This is a genomic window from Pseudomonas sp. SLFW, from assembly GCF_009905615.1.
Lineage (GTDB): Bacteria > Pseudomonadota > Gammaproteobacteria > Pseudomonadales > Pseudomonadaceae > Aquipseudomonas > Aquipseudomonas bambusae.
This window is the reverse complement of record NZ_JAAAKW010000042.1, coordinates 1-15,180: the sequence shown is the minus strand read 5'-3', so window position 1 is coordinate 15,180 and position 15,180 is coordinate 1. Positions and strand designations below refer to the sequence as shown.

Below are 15,180 nucleotides of genomic sequence, written 5' to 3'. Positions count from 1 at the left end.
TCCCCCACCAACGCCGTCACCGCCGCCAGCACAATATGGTAACGATCCACTTCGAAGAAGCTGCGCAGCCTCGCACGGGTGTCACTGCGGCCAAAGCCGTCCGTGCCCAGCACTGTGTAATCGCTCATCACGTAAGACCCGATCAACTGCGGCACCGCTCGTACGTAGTCGGAAACCGCCACCACCGGCGCGCCGGTTGGCAGGCATTCGTCAAGATGGCTGACACGTGGAACATCCCGGGGATGCAGCCGATTCCAGCGCTCCACCTCACGCGATTCCCGCGCCAGCTCGGTGTAGCTGGTGACGCTCCAGACCTCACTTTCGATCTGCCAGTCCTGCGCCAGCAGATCGGCCGCTGCAATCGCCTCACGTAACAACGTGCCTGAACCCAACAGCCGCACCTTGCCGACAGCGCCCTCCGCCGAGCGCTCGTCAAACCGATACAGGCCGCGAATAATCGACGCCTCGACACCCTCGGGCAACGTCGGCTGTGCGTAGTTTTCGTTCATCAGCGTGACGTAATAAAACTCGTCCACATCGCGCTCCAGCATCTGGCGCATGCCGTGGTCCAGAATCACCGCAAACTCCCCCGCGAACGCCGGATCGTAGGCGCGGCAGTTCGGCACGGTCGACGCCATCAAATGACTGGAGCCGTCCTGGTGCTGCAGCCCTTCGCCGCCCAGCGTCGTGCGGCCTGCCGTAGCCCCCAGCAGAAAACCGCGAGCACGCTGATCGGCGGCGGCCCAGATCAGGTCGCCGACCCGCTGGAACCCGAACATCGAGTAATAGATGTAAAACGGCAGCATGCGCAGGCCGTGGGCGGAATAGCTGGTTGCCGCCGCGACCCACGAACTGATCGCCCCCGCCTCGCTGATGCCCTCCTCCAGAATCTGCCCGTTGGTGGCCTCCCGATAACTGAGGATCGAGCCGATGTCTTCCGGCTCATAGCGCTGGCCCACGCTGGAGTAAATCCCGATTTGCTTGAACAGATTGGCCATGCCGAACGTGCGCGCTTCGTCGGCCACGATGGGCACGACGCGTGGGCCGAGCTGTTTGTCTTTCAGGAGATTGCCGAGCATGCGCACGAATGCCATGGTCGTCGACATCTCCTTGCCAGCGGCTTGAGTCGCGAAGCTGGCGTACTGTTCGCGATCAGGCACTGCAACATCTTGCGCGACGTTGCTGCGACTTGGCATCGAGCCGCCCAACGCCTGCCGGCGCTGGTGCAGGTAGCGCATCTCAGCGCTGTTTGCGTCGGGTTTGAGGAAGCTCAAATCGGCGGCTTCATCGTCGGTCAGTGGCAGATGAAAACGGTCGCGGAAATTGATCAACGCCTCACGATCCAGTTTCTTCTGCTGGTGCGTGGTCATCTTGCCTTGACCCGCCTCGCCCATGCCGAAGCCCTTCTTGGTCTGCGCGAGGATCACCGTGGGTCGGCCTTTGTGCAGCGTCGCAGCCTGATAGGCAGCGAAGATTTTCACCCAGTCATGACCGCCGCGTTTGAGCTGGTCGATCTGTTCGTCACTCAAACCTTCCGCCAGTTTGCTGAGTGCGTCGCTCTGACCGAAAAAGTGTTCGCGGTTGTAATGCCCATCTTTTGCCGCGAAGGTCTGGAACTGGCCATCGACGGTCTGCGACAGCGCACGCACCAGAGACCCGTCGTGATCCCGCGCAAACAACGCGTCCCAATCCGAGCCCCAGACCAGCTTGATGACATTCCAGCCCGCCCCGCTGAACAGTGCCTCCAGTTCGTCGATGATTCGCCCGTTTCCTCGCACCGGGCCATCGAGGCGCTGCAAGTTGCAGTTGACTACCCACGTCAAATTGTCGAGCCGTTCGCGGGCGGCCAGCGTCAGCGCCGACATGCTCTCCGGCTCGTCCATTTCGCCGTCACCGAATACGCCCCAGACGTGGCGCGTCGAGGTGTCCTGCAAGCCGCGATGCGCCAGATAGCGCATGAACCGCGCCTGATAGATCGAACTGATCGGGCCAATGCCCATTGAGCCTGTGGGAAATTGCCAGAAGTCCGACATCAACCAAGGGTGTGGATAACTTGAAAGCCCACGCGCATTGGCCTTGGCTCCTCCGATTTCCTGACGGTAGTGAGCCAGATCGTTTTCGCTCAATCGTCCTTCGAGAAACGCCCGCGCATAAATGCCCGGCGCCGAATGCGGCTGGTAGAACACCAGATCGCCGCCGTCGTTACCCGTGCTAGCGCGGAAGAAGTGATTGAAGCCGACCTCGAACAAGTCCGCCGCACTGGCATAGCTGGCGATATGCCCGCCCAACTCGCCATAGGCCTGGTTGGCGCGGACCACCATCGCCAGCGCATTCCAGCGTATCAGCGAGGCCAAGCGCTCTTCGACGGCCAGATCGCCCGGAAACGCAGGCTGCTGCTCGACAGGAATGGTGTTGATGTAAGGGGTGCCCGGCGTCGGCTGCCAGCCGATCTTCGGATCACGCGCCAAATGAGTGAGCATGTCGAGAATCTCGCGAGCGCGCTCGGGCCCGGCATTTTCGACCAGCGACAGCAGCGCGTCATGCCACTCGGTCATCTCCAACTGATCGTCATGGTTTCGTTCGGCAGCGGATGCAGGAATGCGAGATTCGAAATGGCTCATGGACACCTCCGGTTCAATAAGGAAAAGTCTATGCTTGCGCACACAAATTTAATGACCGATTTGCCCGACACAATCGCTGATCGGCAGCATAAAAAACTCCAAAAACGGCAGACGAAAGCACGATGAACTTCGACAGCATTGATCTGAAAATCCTTCGGGAACTGCAACGGGACAGCAGCCTGTCCAACGTCGAACTCGCCAAACGGGTTCACCTGTCGCCATCGCCGTGCCTGGCACGGGTCAAAGCGCTGGAAGCGTCGGGCTGCATCCGCGAGTACGTCGCCCTGCTCGCCCCTGAACATTTGGGGCTGCGCCTGAACGTGTTCATCTCCATCAGCCTGAAAGAGCAAAGCCGTGAGGCCCTGCAGAATTTCGAGCGCCGCGTGTGCGAGTGCGAAGAAGTGATGGAGTGTTACTTGATGACAGGGGATGCCGACTACCTGCTGCGCGTGGTCATGGCCGACATGCAAGCGCTCGAACATTTCATCATCGAACGCCTGTCGCCGATGCCGGAAGTCGAGAAAATCCGTTCCAGCCTGTCGCTCAAGCAGGTGCGCTACAAGACTGCACTGCCGTTGCGGCCATGACCCGCCGCCTGCGTGCAGCGAACGCGAGGACCTTCACACGCGGGTTCAGGTCCATCTTCTATGCTGCTCCTATTCGCCAGCATTCCACCTGCAAGGACAATCGATGACCGCACTCTCCTTCGCGCCGTTCCAGGACCTGGCTGACAAGCTGCTGCCGCACACTATTGCCGAACGGGCCGACGGCTCTCACGACGTCTCGCATCTGCATCGCGTCTGGACCAACGTCTGCGCCATTCGCAATAAAGAAGGGGGCGATCCCGAGATCCTGATCGCGGCCACCTTGTTGCACGATTGCGTGTCGGTGGAGAAAAACTCGCCCTTTCGCTCCAGCGCGTCCCGCCTGGCCGCTGCGAAAGCGGGGGAGCTGCTGTCGGAAATGGGCTGGGACGAAGAACGAATCGACGCTGTGGCACACGCCATCGAAGCCCACAGCTATTCGGCGAACATTGCGCCCACCACCCTCGAAGCCCGCATCCTGCAAGACGCCGACCGCCTCGACGCCATCGGCATGATCGGCGTCGCCCGTCTGTTCTACGTTTCGGGCCGTATGGGCAGCCACCTCTACGACCCGACCGACCCTCAAGCGAAAAGCCGAGAACTGGACGACAAACGGTACGCGACTGACCACTTCAAAACCAAACTCTTCACCCTCGCCCAAGGCTTCCAGACGGCCACAGGAAAACAGATGGCACAGACCCGACACGAGCGGGCCGAGCGGTTCTTGCGGGAGTTTATGGAAGAGGTGGGAGCGCCCGAATGCTGAAAATGCACATAGATTTTCGTCCTCAATCGTCCACACAACTACAACAAATCTGAAATATTTCGACTGGATGTCATAAAGACATCACGGAACATCTCTATAACGAGGTCTCTGGTGTATTCGTCGATGAGATTCGTGTTGTGAAAAGGTCATTGCGTGGGTTGTTCCGTCCTTCGTCCAAGCCAGCGTTCCTGCGACGCTTTCGGATTGCTCAGCGTCTGGTGCTGTGTTTCGGCATCACCGCGATGCTGCTGGTGGCGTTGGGCGTGTTCTGTCTGTTACAGATGCAGAGCATTCGCGATCAGGGCGCGGCGGTGGAAAGTGGGGCGATGCCGAGCATGGCCATGGCGGATGCCATCGCGATCGACCTGATCAAATTGCGCGGCGAGAGCGCACGTCTGATTGCCAACGCGGACGATCCGGGCGCGGTGGTCAACAGCAAGATCAACGTCGAGCAGCTGAAAAACGAGGTGGAGAAGAGCTTTAGCGATTACCTCTCCCATGCAACTGACAGCACGGAACGCGACTCCATCAAGGCTCTGCAAGACGCTTACAAGGCGTTCATGCCGGGCCTGCATGACGAAATCGGCTTGATCGAACAACGCAAACTCGACGATGCACGGATGCTGCTCAACACGACATTGAGCTTGCAAGGCGACTTGATGGACATGCAGGTGCAATTGCTGCGTGAACTGAATAAGCAAAGTGCTGCCGCCGCTGTAGACGGCGCGGGCAGTCGCTTCCAGCAGACGCGCATCATCGCGGTCAGCGCCATCGTGATTGCTTTGGTATTGACCCTGTTGTTGGCGTGGCGCTTGAGCGTGAGCATCATCCGGCCGCTGCGCCAATCGCTGCAGATCGCCAGCACCATTGCCGAGGGTGACCTGAGCCCGCAACCGATCCCGGAAGGCAAGGACGAAACGGCGCAGCTACTGAAAATGCTGGGCCAGATGCGCGGAAATTTGCACGGCACCATCGATCAGATTTACGCGGCAGCCAGCCAGTTGAGCCAGTCGGTGCAGGAGATGGGCGCGATTGCCGAGGCCAGCGCCAAAAACCTGCAGGCGCAGAACGACGAAATCGAACAGGCAGCGGTGGCGGTCAATCAGATGAGCCAGGCGGCGGTGGAAGTCGCTGACAACGCCAGCAACACGTCGACCGAGTCGAAAGCGTCGAACGAAGCGGCCGCCGAAGGCCGCATGCGCCTGACGGGCACCATCGATTCAATCAGAGAGCTGACCGACAATGTGCTCGACTCGTCTCATCAGGCTGATGGTCTGGCCGAACGCACACTGAGCATCAGCAAGATTCTCGAAGTGATCCGCGCCATCGCTAACCAGACCAACTTGCTGGCGCTCAACGCGGCGATTGAAGCAGCGCGTGCAGGCGAAGCGGGCCGTGGATTCGCGGTGGTGGCCGACGAGGTCAGGTCGCTGGCACAACGCACCAGCGCTTCGACCACCGAAATCGAAGGCTTGATCAACGATGTTCAGAAGAGCACTCAGGACACTGCTGAAACCCTGCGCGTCACTGCCGCCCAGGCCAGTCAGACACTGGAGCAGGCCGCAGCCACCAGTCAGGCGTTGACCGTGATCATCAGCTCAACCTCGACCATCAGCGACCGCAACATGCTGATCGCCAGTGCCGCTGAACAGCAGGCACAGGTCGCCCACGAGGTGGACCGCAACCTGAGCAGCATTCGCGACCTGTCGACGCAATCGGCTTCCGGTGCCCAACAGACCACCGTGGCCAGCAATGCCCTGGCGATGCTGGCCACCGATCTCAACTCAATGGTGCAACGCTTCGTGCTCTAACGCTCCGGACTCCGTAGCAGCATGGCCTGTTGGCGGTGGCGACTTTCAAATCGCCAATGCCAGCAAGCCGCAATGCTAATGAGTGATTTCAGACTTAATGTATTTCTTGTCATGTCCAGATGTTTCATTATTGAAACACACCCGCGCAGACGGGTGCCCACGCCAACAAGGACATGAGCATGAAGAAAACCGCTGCATTGAGCGTTGCACTCACCGCTTTCGCTCTCAGCTTGACCGCCCACGCAGACGTTGATGTCAGCCTGGGCAGCAAGGACCGCGTCACCCGCCTCTTCGCCTACCCCAATAACTGCAACGTCATTTGCTTCCGTAACTGGACGCTGGAGCAGACGGTCGAGCATTACCTGACGCAAAGCGTTCAGCGCGACGGCTACCCGACCGCCAACGTCAGCGTGACCAACGACAACGATCAGCTGCACGCCAAGATCACCGGCGTACCAGATGGCTATGACAAGCCGCTGACGAGTCTGTTGAATGCGGGCGATCTGGCATACACCGGCGCGAGCAAACTCAACGCGGATGGCAAATTTGCCTACAACTGGTACCTGTTCCTGCCGCTGGGCATGGCGCTGGAAAATCGCAAAAGTGTCGAGCTGCTGCATTTCCCGCCCGATTATTCGCTGACTCAAGCCCAGGATTACCTGCGCTCGGCGACCACTGACCGCTGGGCCGAACTGCTGACCGATAACGGTATTCCAACGGATCAGACCCCGGCGTATCAGACCATCATCGACATCGCCCCAATTGCCGCGCCGTCCAATGCAGGCAGCGATCTGGAAGGTGTCTACAGCTATTTCAATGACTACCAGACCACCATGGTCAAGGACGTCAGCCAGAGTTCGGCGGGCACCTCGCTGCCGATGGTCGCGTTCGGTGCGCCAGTACGCAACTGGCTGAAAGCGCAGTACAACGTCAACGTGCCGGTGCTGGGCCTGGCGACGATCAGTCCGACGACGGGGCAGACTGTATCGGTGATCGGCTCCAACCACCCGAGCTACATCTGGTACGCGGCGGACAAGAGCAACTATGGCGGCGATGAGGCCAAGGCTGACGCGGCGGGTTTGAAAGTCATGGGGCAGGACTTGAGCGCTGCGTGCTGGCAGGCGGGGATGGGGCAGAAACCGGGTTCGGACGCAGCGGCCCTCTTGAGCCAGTGCACGACCAACTGGCAGGTGACCAACAAAGTCGAGACTTGCAAGCTGTTCTACACCTCGATTCGCAACTTGACGCCTGACCAGGCGGCTGCAAAATGCCGGACCGGGTCGGTGGGTCGGCAGCTGGATCAGCTGCGCAAGCCGTTGCCCGAGATGCTGAAAAAGCAGGCCTGACTCCTGTAGGAGTGAACTTGCTCTGGGCGGCATCCCGACGATTGCAATTTGTCCGACACCTATTCATGCCTGACACACCGCCATCGTCGGGATGCCGCCCAGAGCAAGCTCACTCCTACAAATTTAGCGGTCCTGTCTTACGCATTTCGTCGCATTCCAGGGTCCGCTGTATCAGAAGAGTCACTCCCCTAACGGACGCAACCGATACTGCGGCGGCAACTGCTCAAAACCGCTGATCGTCGTGTTCAGGCTCTTCCAGCGTCCGTCCTTGATCCCGTAGATGCAGCCGTGGATCGACAACTTCTGCCCGCGATGCCAGGCGTTCTGCACAATGCTGGTGTGCCCGACGTTGGCCACCTGCTGAATCACGTTCAGCTCGCACAGGCGGTCGACCTGCTCTTCCTCGGTCGGCAGCTTGCTCAGCAATTCACGGTTCTCGTAATACAGATCGCGAATGGTCCGCAGCCAGCCGTCGATCAGGCCGAACTGACGGTCCTGCATCGAGGCGCGCACGCCGCCGCAGCCGTAGTGGCCGGTGACGAGGATATGTTTGACCTTGAGGACATCGACGGCGTACTGAATCACCGACAGACAATTGAGGTCAGTGTGCAGCACGACGTTGGCCACGTTGCGATGAACGAACAGATCGCCAGGCAGCATGCCGACGATTTCATTCGCGGGGACGCGCGCGTCCGAACAACCGATCCAGAGGTATTCCGGCGTTTGCTGACGGGCCAGCTTGGCGAAGAACTCAGGGTCTTCTTCCTTGATGGCGGCTGCCCAACGTTCGTTGTTATCGATCAGATCTTGTAATTCGTTCATACGTTGATGCCTCGGAAATGATGCCCAGCTATGACAGGCGCTCGACGGTCGGGGTCACGCCATTTCGCCACGACCGATGGAGAATCTGAGTGAATCTTCATAACGCCCCCCGGTCCACCTCATTAAGACCGCTCATAATGAGGATTTGCCATGAACGACCCACGCCGCCCTTTCGGCGCTACCCAGCCCGAACCTATCGACGATAACGAAGATCGCATGGGCTCGATGGAAGAGCTTAACTTCAATGACAATAACGAACCCAGCGGACGGATCGGTGACACCATTCCTGCAGATGAGCTGGAAACGTACATTCCGGACGAGCGCGTGCGGGAAGCGGGAATGACCGGCGCGTCGACGGATGATCACAACCCGACAGACGATGACATGAGTCCGGAAACGCTGATCGACGAAGACGGCTCACGCTCGGCCCGCGAGCAGGGTGAAGGCGGCCCGGCAGACTTTGATTTGAGCATCGTCGACGAAGACGAAATTGGCGCGGGCGGCGGGCTGGATGAAGAGGAAATGGCGATTTTCGATCCGCTGGATGGTAAACCTGAGATTTAACGCGTCTGTTCAGGCAGGTGAAACCCTGTAGGAGCGAATTCATTCGCGAGACGGCATTCCAAACGATTCAACGGTGCCGGATGTACACATGTCTCGCGAATAAATTCGCTCCTACAGTCTGAGGCTCAGCCTCGGGTGATCAATCCGTCAGGGTGCAGGCCATGACCAGCGCGTCTTCACGGCCACCCACCGCCGGGTAGTAATCACGACGCCGACCCACCTCGTTGAATCCGTACCGCTCGTACAACCGATAGGCCGACTGGTTGCTCGCCCGCAGTTCAAGGAAGCACTCGCGGCCATTCATCTCATAAGCGCGCTTCATCAACTGATCCAGCAACAACAGCCCCAATCCCCGGCCTTGGCTTTCCGGCTTGACCGTGATGTTCAGCAGATGCGCCTCATCGATGATCACGTTAATGACCCCGTGCCCCACCTGCTGATTGCCTTCGAACATCAACCAGATTTCGTAGGATTTGAGGCCATCCAGAAAGATGCCCCTCGTCCACGGGTGGCTGAATGCCGCGTATTCGATCTTCAACACCGCATCGAGATCGGCTTCGGTCATGCGGCGAAACGTTACGGCATCACTCATTTACGCTCTTCCAACGTCCCATCAATTGACGCATGGCACGCCACACATCGGCCTTGCGCTGAGGCTCGTCCATCAGGAGTTCCAGACCCGGCAGCGCCCAGGCCGATCCCAGACCTTCGACCTGGAATTCAAGATTGTAGGATTCGGCGTCAACTTCCCCGGCAAAACGTATCGCCGGCAGTCCGATCAGCCACAAACAGGTGCAAGGCTCCTCCTCTGTCCGGGCATACAGAAAACCCTGAACGAAATCACGAGCCGCCTCGGGGCCTTGATCCATCTGGCCGCGTACCAGCAGCGGCCAACGCACAGGCTCGCCGATGATCTGCGGACTATCAGGCAAACCGGCGGCGCGCAGCATGTCCTTGAGCAAGAGATAAGAAGGATCGCGACTCTGGAAAGGCTCGCCCGTTGCCAGCTCAACCAACAGCAAACAACTGCCCGCACGAAGCAATTGCAACGAGAAGCGCGGCGGCGGCACAACCGGCGCTTTCACGACTTCCGGGGCTGGCTCATCCTCCACCGGCTTGACGGCTGGTTTGGCAGCGGAGGAAGGACGAGGAATTTCGATCTTCGGTCGCTCCACCGTGCGTGCCGCAGGGGCTGCGCCGTTCGGGCCCTCGTTGCGGGAGACCGCAGGGGCCACCGATGGCAGCGCCTGCGCAACCTCGTCCTCAAACACCGGCAACGGCGCGAGCAACTCCGGACGCGAAGGCGCAGCAAAAGGCAGATCGGTGCGCGGCAGCCAACTGACCACCTGCATGGCGGTCAAATAAGCGCGGCGGCGAGGCTCGTTGAGCAAGGGGCAGCCACCTGTGGATAAAGTCAGGACGGGGATTCTACAGACGTTCGAGACTTCACGCCGCAGTTGATCGACTGAGGGTGAAAACCAACCCCCGCGATGCAGTACAATCGCCGCTTTTATTTGCCAACCTGCGGCCCTCCGATGATCGAACCTAAGCGCGTCCTGCGCGCCCTTGCCGAACACTGGGCGCTTCTTGAGCCTCTGTGCGAGCACTTCGACCAAGGCACCCTGAGCCTGAGCGAACTGCGCCTGCAACTGGCCGCCCAGCAACTGGAAAGCACACCCCAGGACATCACCCACCTGCTGGACGTGTGGATTCGCCTCGATATTCTGGTTCCCGTGGCCAAAAGCCCGAACCGTTTCGAGCTGAACGCGCAGATCCACGATTTCCTGTCGTACCTGCGCCGCGAGCACCGCCTTGGCCTGTGCCTGGAGATCGAAGCCTATCTGCGCCATCTGGAGCGACTGGCCGGTTACATTCAGGAAGCGTTCGACGCCCGCGATGCCAACGATCTCGCCCGCCAGTTGCGCCTGCTCGACATGCGCGTGCGCGACGTGCTGAAAAAGCTCGCCAACGATGAACAGGCGCTGGTCGCCGTGGCCGAACGTGCCAAGACCAGCGACCGCCAGATCCCGCTGCGTCAGCGCTATGCCGAAGTGCTGGCGACCTGGGATGAGTACGTCGAGCCTATGATCCAGCTGGTCAACGCCGACGGCGCCTTCGAACAAGGCGTGCGCAAGGTCGAAAACGTCTTGCTACGCATGCTCACCGATCAGCAGCGCCTTGGCCATCTGGTCGACGACGACATGCTGCTGCGTACTCACGCGCGGATTCTTGAAATGCAGACCAGCGCGCAACTGACCCTGCGTCATGCCCGCGAACTGCTGCTGCCATTGCGTGAAGAGGCGCGTCGCCACAACGCCGTGACCCGTGGCGCCGCGCTGGCCCTGTCAGCCATTCGCCGCAAGGGCATCGACGCGGTGCCCCAGGCCGCGATGCCGATGTTCACCCGTCCGCAAAGCACTTTCCTCGGCAGCGCTAACCAGGTGGAAGCGTATGTTTATGCGCTCGCCCGCTTCGAGCCGAAACCGGCACGCTTCCCCAAGGCCAACGTCACCCGCAAGGGCGAGCCGCCACGGGCGCCGCGCACCGTCAAGGAAATGGTCGAGCGCTGCGAAGAGGCCCTGCCGATGCCGGACCTGATGGTCTGGCTGCTGGAGCAGGAACCGACCGGCGCCACTGACGAATTGCTGTATTGGTTCTCGCGCCTGTCACGGGAAAAACGCTTCAAACGCGAGCGTCTCGAACGCCGCGAATACTTGACCCAGGAGCACCGCGTCAGCCTGCGCTCCTTCGCCCTGCTCTCAAGCAAAGACGCCACCCCAGAGAATTCCGAGGGCACCGCCCATGCATCTTGATCTATCCGAACTGTCCCAGCTCGCGCCGATCTTTCGCGAGCTGTTCAAGGGCTACCACGTCAGCCGTCGCGACCCTGAGCTGTACGCGCAACTGTCCAACTTTCAGGACCAGTACCGCACGCTATTCAAGGCGCTGGGTTTCGAGCTGATCTGCGACACCCGTGGCTTCTACTATTTCGTGCCGGACCTGGCCGCCGCCCAGGTCAACAAGACTGCACAGCGTCTGGCCTTGTTTACGTTCATCCTCGTCGAGCACCTGGCCGATCAGGGCCGCGACCCGGTGGCGGTCCTCGATGGTGGCAGTCTGGGCCGCGACGAACTGCCCTCACTGCTGGATAAATACCGCGACCTGTTCCTGCAAGCCGAAGTGCAGACCCAAGAAGAGCTGGAAGAGAAAATCATGCGCCGCATGACCCAGCTCGGCTTTGCCTCCGAAGAAGTGGGTATCTATCGCTTCCTGCCGCCGATGCACCGTTTTCTGGATGTATGTCTGTCGGTTCAGCAGGACCGCGACCTGGCCGCCAGCCTGCACAGCGACCTGCCATTGCCAACGCCGGTGCTGATCGACGACGACAGCGACGAGAAGCTGCTACAGACCGACGACCCGCTCGACCTGGCGGAATTTGACGACACCGAAGAAAGCGAAGAGCAGGCCTTGGCTCGCGCTATCGCCGAAGAACAGGAACATGACGCATGAGCCAGGAACGCTATGGCATCCGCCGCTTCGCCCTGCTGAATACCGCCGGTTACAGCTTGGGCCTGTTCCCGCTGGAGCACCCGTTGTCGGTGTACGGCGCGAACAACCTCGGCAAGAGTGCCTCGATCAACGCACTGCAATTCCCGATTCTGGCGCGCATGTCGGACATGTCCTTCGGTAAATACAGCCTCGACCAGTCCCGCCGCTTCTACTTCGCGTCAGACACCAGCTACATCCTCGTCGAAGTCGCCCTGCCCCACGGCCCGCACGTCATTGGCGTGGTCGGTCGAGGTCCGGGCGGCGGCTTTGGTCACCAGTTTTTCGCCTATGCGGGCAAGCTGGATTTGGCGCACTACCAGAAGAACGACACCTGCCTGCGGCAGAAAGAGCTGTTTACCAATCTGGAAAGCCAAGGCCTCAAAGCCTACGAGCTGAAACCGGACGAACTGCGTCGCTTGCTGGTCGGTGGTCATACCTCGATCCCGCTGGACCTGACGCTGATCCCGCTGCGCTCCACCAGCGAACAGAGTCTGAAAACATTCCGCGCGTTGTTCATCAACCTGTTGCACATGCGCGAAATCACTGCTGCCAAACTCAAGCAACTGTTCCTCGACGCGTTCGAGCACAGCCTGCGTTCCGGTAGCGTGGATTACATCGCCGCGTGCGAAGAAGCCTTCCGCGACGTACGTCGCATGGAACAGGACTACAACGCGCTGGTGCTTGCCGGTCCTTTGGTCGAAGCCCTGGCGAACGGCGTCAAACAGCGCGACATCCTGCGTGGCAAGTTGCATCGCCTGTCGCCCTTGCTGGACTCGTTGCTTGGCACATGGCAGGACTACTCCAACGCACGCAAGGAAGAGCTGGTCATTCAGGCCGAGCATTACCGGGGGGAACAGGACGCCTTGCAGAACGATCAGCGCGGCGGCACTCAGGAGCTGATGCGCCTTGAGCGTGAGATCAGCGATCTGCAACGCTGGATCGGCGAATTGGCTGTTTTGAAGAACCGCTTTGCGCTGGTGGACGACGTTCGCGTTCTCGAACAGCAACTGCTGGCCGCCAAAGATGCCCACGACGAACTGGCCGGTGCGCTGGCACAGTCCCGTCAGTTCAGCGCTGAAGACCTGGATGAACGCCTGCGCGATCTGGAAAAGCGTCTGAAATCGGTGAAGCAGCAGCTCGATCATGCGGACAACAACAGCTACGCCCGACTGCGAGAAGAGTTCTCGCAACCGGACGTCGAACGCCTGATGCGCCTGTTCAACAGCTCACTCTTTAGTCTGCCGCTCGGCGAACAAGGCATCGCGCTGGATGACGGTGATGCATGGGTCAAATCGCTGGAGGCCATTCTGGATGGGTTCAAAGGCGAACACTTCCAAGTGCCCGGCCTGTCGATCAACCTGTCGCACATCGAGCCTCCCGCGTTGCAGGCGTTGGCTGACCGCGCAGCGTTGCGCGATCAGAAAGAGCGTCTGGAAAAAGAACTCAAGCAACTGAAGACCCAGCAAGCCGTTGCGGCTGACCGGGCGGCAAGCAAAACCCAGACTGAAGCCCTGTATCAGCAGGTGCTGGATGCGCAGAAAGCGCTGGAAGATTTCCGTCGCACCCAGACCCTGAGCGCCGAAGAAGGCGAGAAGCTGGAACAACTGGCTCAGATGGAAGCGGCACAGGACGAACTCAAGCGCTCCAGCGATGCCTTCACCGAACGCGTTCAGCAACTGTCGGCGAAGCTGCAATTGGTAGGGCGTCAGATCGGCGATCTGGAATCCAAGCAGCGCACGCTGGATGACGCGCTGCGTCGCCGTCAGTTGCTGCCTGCTGACTTGCCATTCGGCACGCCGTTCATGGAGCCTGTCGACGATTCGCTGGACAATCTGCTCCCCCTCCTCAACGACTACCAGGACAGCTGGCAAGGTCTGTTGCGTTGCGATGGTCAGATTGAAGCCTTGTATGCGCAGGTACGTCTGAAGGGCGTGGCCAAGTTCGACAGCGAAGACGACATGGAGCGCCGTCTGCAACTGCTGATCAACGCCTATGCGCACCGTACTGATGAAGCGCTGACTTTAGGCAAGGCACGTCGTGCAGCCGTCACCGACATTGCGCGGACCCTGCGTAACATTCGCAGTGACTACGACAGCCTTGAGCATCAACTGGCGTTGTTCAACCGCGAGATCAACCGACGCCAAGTCTCCAACCTGGAAAGCTTCCGCATCGTTCTGGCTCCTAACAAGGAAGCGCTCAAGCACATCGACCAGATCATTCACAGCGCCGGTCAGTACGAAGAAGGCGAAACGCTGTCGGTCTTCGACCTGAGCCAGAGCGCCGAGCAGGACAACAAGAACGAAGAAGCCAAGGAATATCTGGCGCGCCTGGTGGCAGCGAACCATAACCAGCTGGGTCTTAAAGATCTGTTCGAGCTGGCGTTCGAAATCACCAAGGTCAACGGCCAGCCGGTTATCCACACCGACATCGATGGCGCCGCGTCAAACGGCACGACCATGACCATCAAAGCGCTGACCAACATGTACCTCTTGCTGCACTTGATGGACCGCGATCTGGCCGGTCGTGTGCGCCTGCCTTACTACCTCGACGAAGCGGCAGACATTGACGAACGTAACCAGGCAGCGTTGCTGGAAACCAGCCTGCAATTGGGCTTCGTGCCAATTCTGGCGAGCGTTAAGCCGCAAGTGTCCGCGCATGTCGCGATCGACCTTGAAGGCGGCAGCGGCCCTGCTGGTATTTACATCGATGAGGCCGACTGGAAATACATTCGTCGTCGCGATGAAGTGAGTACGGTGAAGGCTGTGGAAGTAGCGGAAGCTGCTGCTGAATAGCCCTTATTCAGGTGATAACAAAAAGCCCTGCAGCGATGCGGGGCTTTTTTATGGGCTTTCGCCCGTCGTAGCAGCAGGGCTCGCCGCAGGTATTGCCCGGAGGTCGCCTCCCCTGTAGGAGCGAATTCATTCGCGGGACGCAGGTTCAGGCCCTGCATCTCTATCGCCTGTACGGCCCTCTCGCGAATGAATTCGCTCCTACACGTTCTCTCGCAAATTGAGGTTGAATTCTGAGTTTTTCCGCGCGTAAAAACAAAACCCCATCTGCTTTCGCAAATGGGGTTCTGGAATTTAATCTTGACGATGACCTACTCTCACATGGGGA

The 15,180-nt window shown here is 59.7% G+C and carries 12 protein-coding genes and 1 pseudogene; 9 read left to right on the top strand and 4 right to left on the bottom strand.

Annotation, left to right across the window (positions count from 1 at the left end):
* Positions 1-2,621 (bottom strand): alpha-ketoglutarate dehydrogenase (gene mdeB, locus GVN17_RS29255; protein ID WP_166598750.1); only part of this gene is annotated, 2,621 nt, incomplete at its 3' end.
* 122 nt (positions 2,622-2,743) lie between these two features.
* Here mdeB and GVN17_RS29250 point away from each other — a divergent pair.
* The 5 genes and pseudogenes from GVN17_RS29250 (at position 2,744) to GVN17_RS29235 (ending at position 7,128) form a co-directional block, all read left to right on the top strand.
* Entirely contained in the window at positions 2,744-3,208 is a 465-nt protein-coding gene (locus GVN17_RS29250) for an Lrp/AsnC family transcriptional regulator (RefSeq protein WP_074759287.1), read from the top strand.
* A 103-nt stretch (positions 3,209-3,311) separates the two neighbouring features.
* Entirely contained in the window at positions 3,312-3,971 is a 660-nt protein-coding gene (locus GVN17_RS29245) for an HD domain-containing protein (RefSeq protein WP_166598749.1), read from the top strand.
* Between the two features lie 137 nt (positions 3,972-4,108).
* Positions 4,109-4,924, top strand: a pseudogene (locus GVN17_RS30140) (MCP four helix bundle domain-containing protein); the annotation flags it as partial.
* Complete coding sequence (locus GVN17_RS30135) at positions 4,907-5,782, top strand: methyl-accepting chemotaxis protein (protein ID WP_371928644.1); 876 nt, start codon at positions 4,907-4,909, stop codon at positions 5,780-5,782. The pseudogene GVN17_RS30140 and the gene GVN17_RS30135, both read left to right, overlap by 18 nt.
* 179 nt (positions 5,783-5,961) lie before the next feature.
* Positions 5,962-7,128, top strand: coding sequence for a hypothetical protein (locus GVN17_RS29235; protein ID WP_166598748.1), 1,167 nt, complete (start codon positions 5,962-5,964; stop codon positions 7,126-7,128).
* Between the two features lie 180 nt (positions 7,129-7,308).
* Here the strand turns inward: GVN17_RS29235 and can are convergent, their stop codons facing one another.
* Complete coding sequence (gene can, locus GVN17_RS29230; RefSeq protein ID WP_110949859.1) at positions 7,309-7,950, bottom strand: carbonate dehydratase; 642 nt, start codon at positions 7,948-7,950, stop codon at positions 7,309-7,311.
* A 150-nt stretch (positions 7,951-8,100) separates the two neighbouring features.
* Here can and GVN17_RS29225 point away from each other — a divergent pair, with 150 nt between their 5' ends.
* Positions 8,101-8,514: a serine kinase/phosphatase gene (locus tag GVN17_RS29225; protein ID WP_166598747.1), complete on the top strand. Its 414-nt coding sequence runs from the start codon at positions 8,101-8,103 to the stop codon at positions 8,512-8,514.
* A gap of 139 nt (positions 8,515-8,653) precedes the next feature.
* Here the strand turns inward: GVN17_RS29225 and rimI are convergent, their stop codons facing one another.
* Together rimI and GVN17_RS29215 are read right to left on the bottom strand one after the other, a co-directional pair.
* The gene (gene rimI, locus GVN17_RS29220) at positions 8,654-9,106 is read right to left on the bottom strand and encodes a ribosomal protein S18-alanine N-acetyltransferase (protein WP_166598746.1); all 453 of its coding nucleotides are present in this window, start codon (positions 9,104-9,106) and stop codon (positions 8,654-8,656) included.
* Positions 9,099-9,905 (bottom strand): energy transducer TonB, encoded by an 807-nt coding sequence (locus GVN17_RS29215; RefSeq protein WP_166598751.1) that lies wholly within the window; start codon positions 9,903-9,905, stop codon positions 9,099-9,101. Before GVN17_RS29215 ends, rimI begins: the two co-directional genes overlap by 8 nt.
* Positions 9,906-10,049: 144 nt before the next feature.
* Here GVN17_RS29215 and mksB point away from each other — a divergent pair, with 144 nt between their 5' ends.
* From mksB to mksF, 3 genes are read left to right on the top strand one after another with little or no spacing between them, the layout of a single operon-like run.
* On the top strand, positions 10,050-11,327 hold the full coding sequence (gene mksB / locus GVN17_RS29210) for an Mks condensin complex protein MksB (protein WP_166598745.1): 1,278 nt from the start codon (positions 10,050-10,052) through the stop codon (positions 11,325-11,327).
* Positions 11,317-12,024 (top strand): Mks condensin complex protein MksE, encoded by a 708-nt coding sequence (gene mksE / locus GVN17_RS29205; protein WP_166598744.1) that lies wholly within the window; start codon positions 11,317-11,319, stop codon positions 12,022-12,024. Before mksB ends, mksE begins: the two co-directional genes overlap by 11 nt.
* Positions 12,021-14,855, top strand: coding sequence for an Mks condensin complex protein MksF (mksF, locus tag GVN17_RS29200; RefSeq protein ID WP_166598743.1), 2,835 nt, complete (start codon positions 12,021-12,023; stop codon positions 14,853-14,855). Before mksE ends, mksF begins: the two co-directional genes overlap by 4 nt.
* The last annotated feature ends 325 nt before the right edge of the window (positions 14,856-15,180 follow it).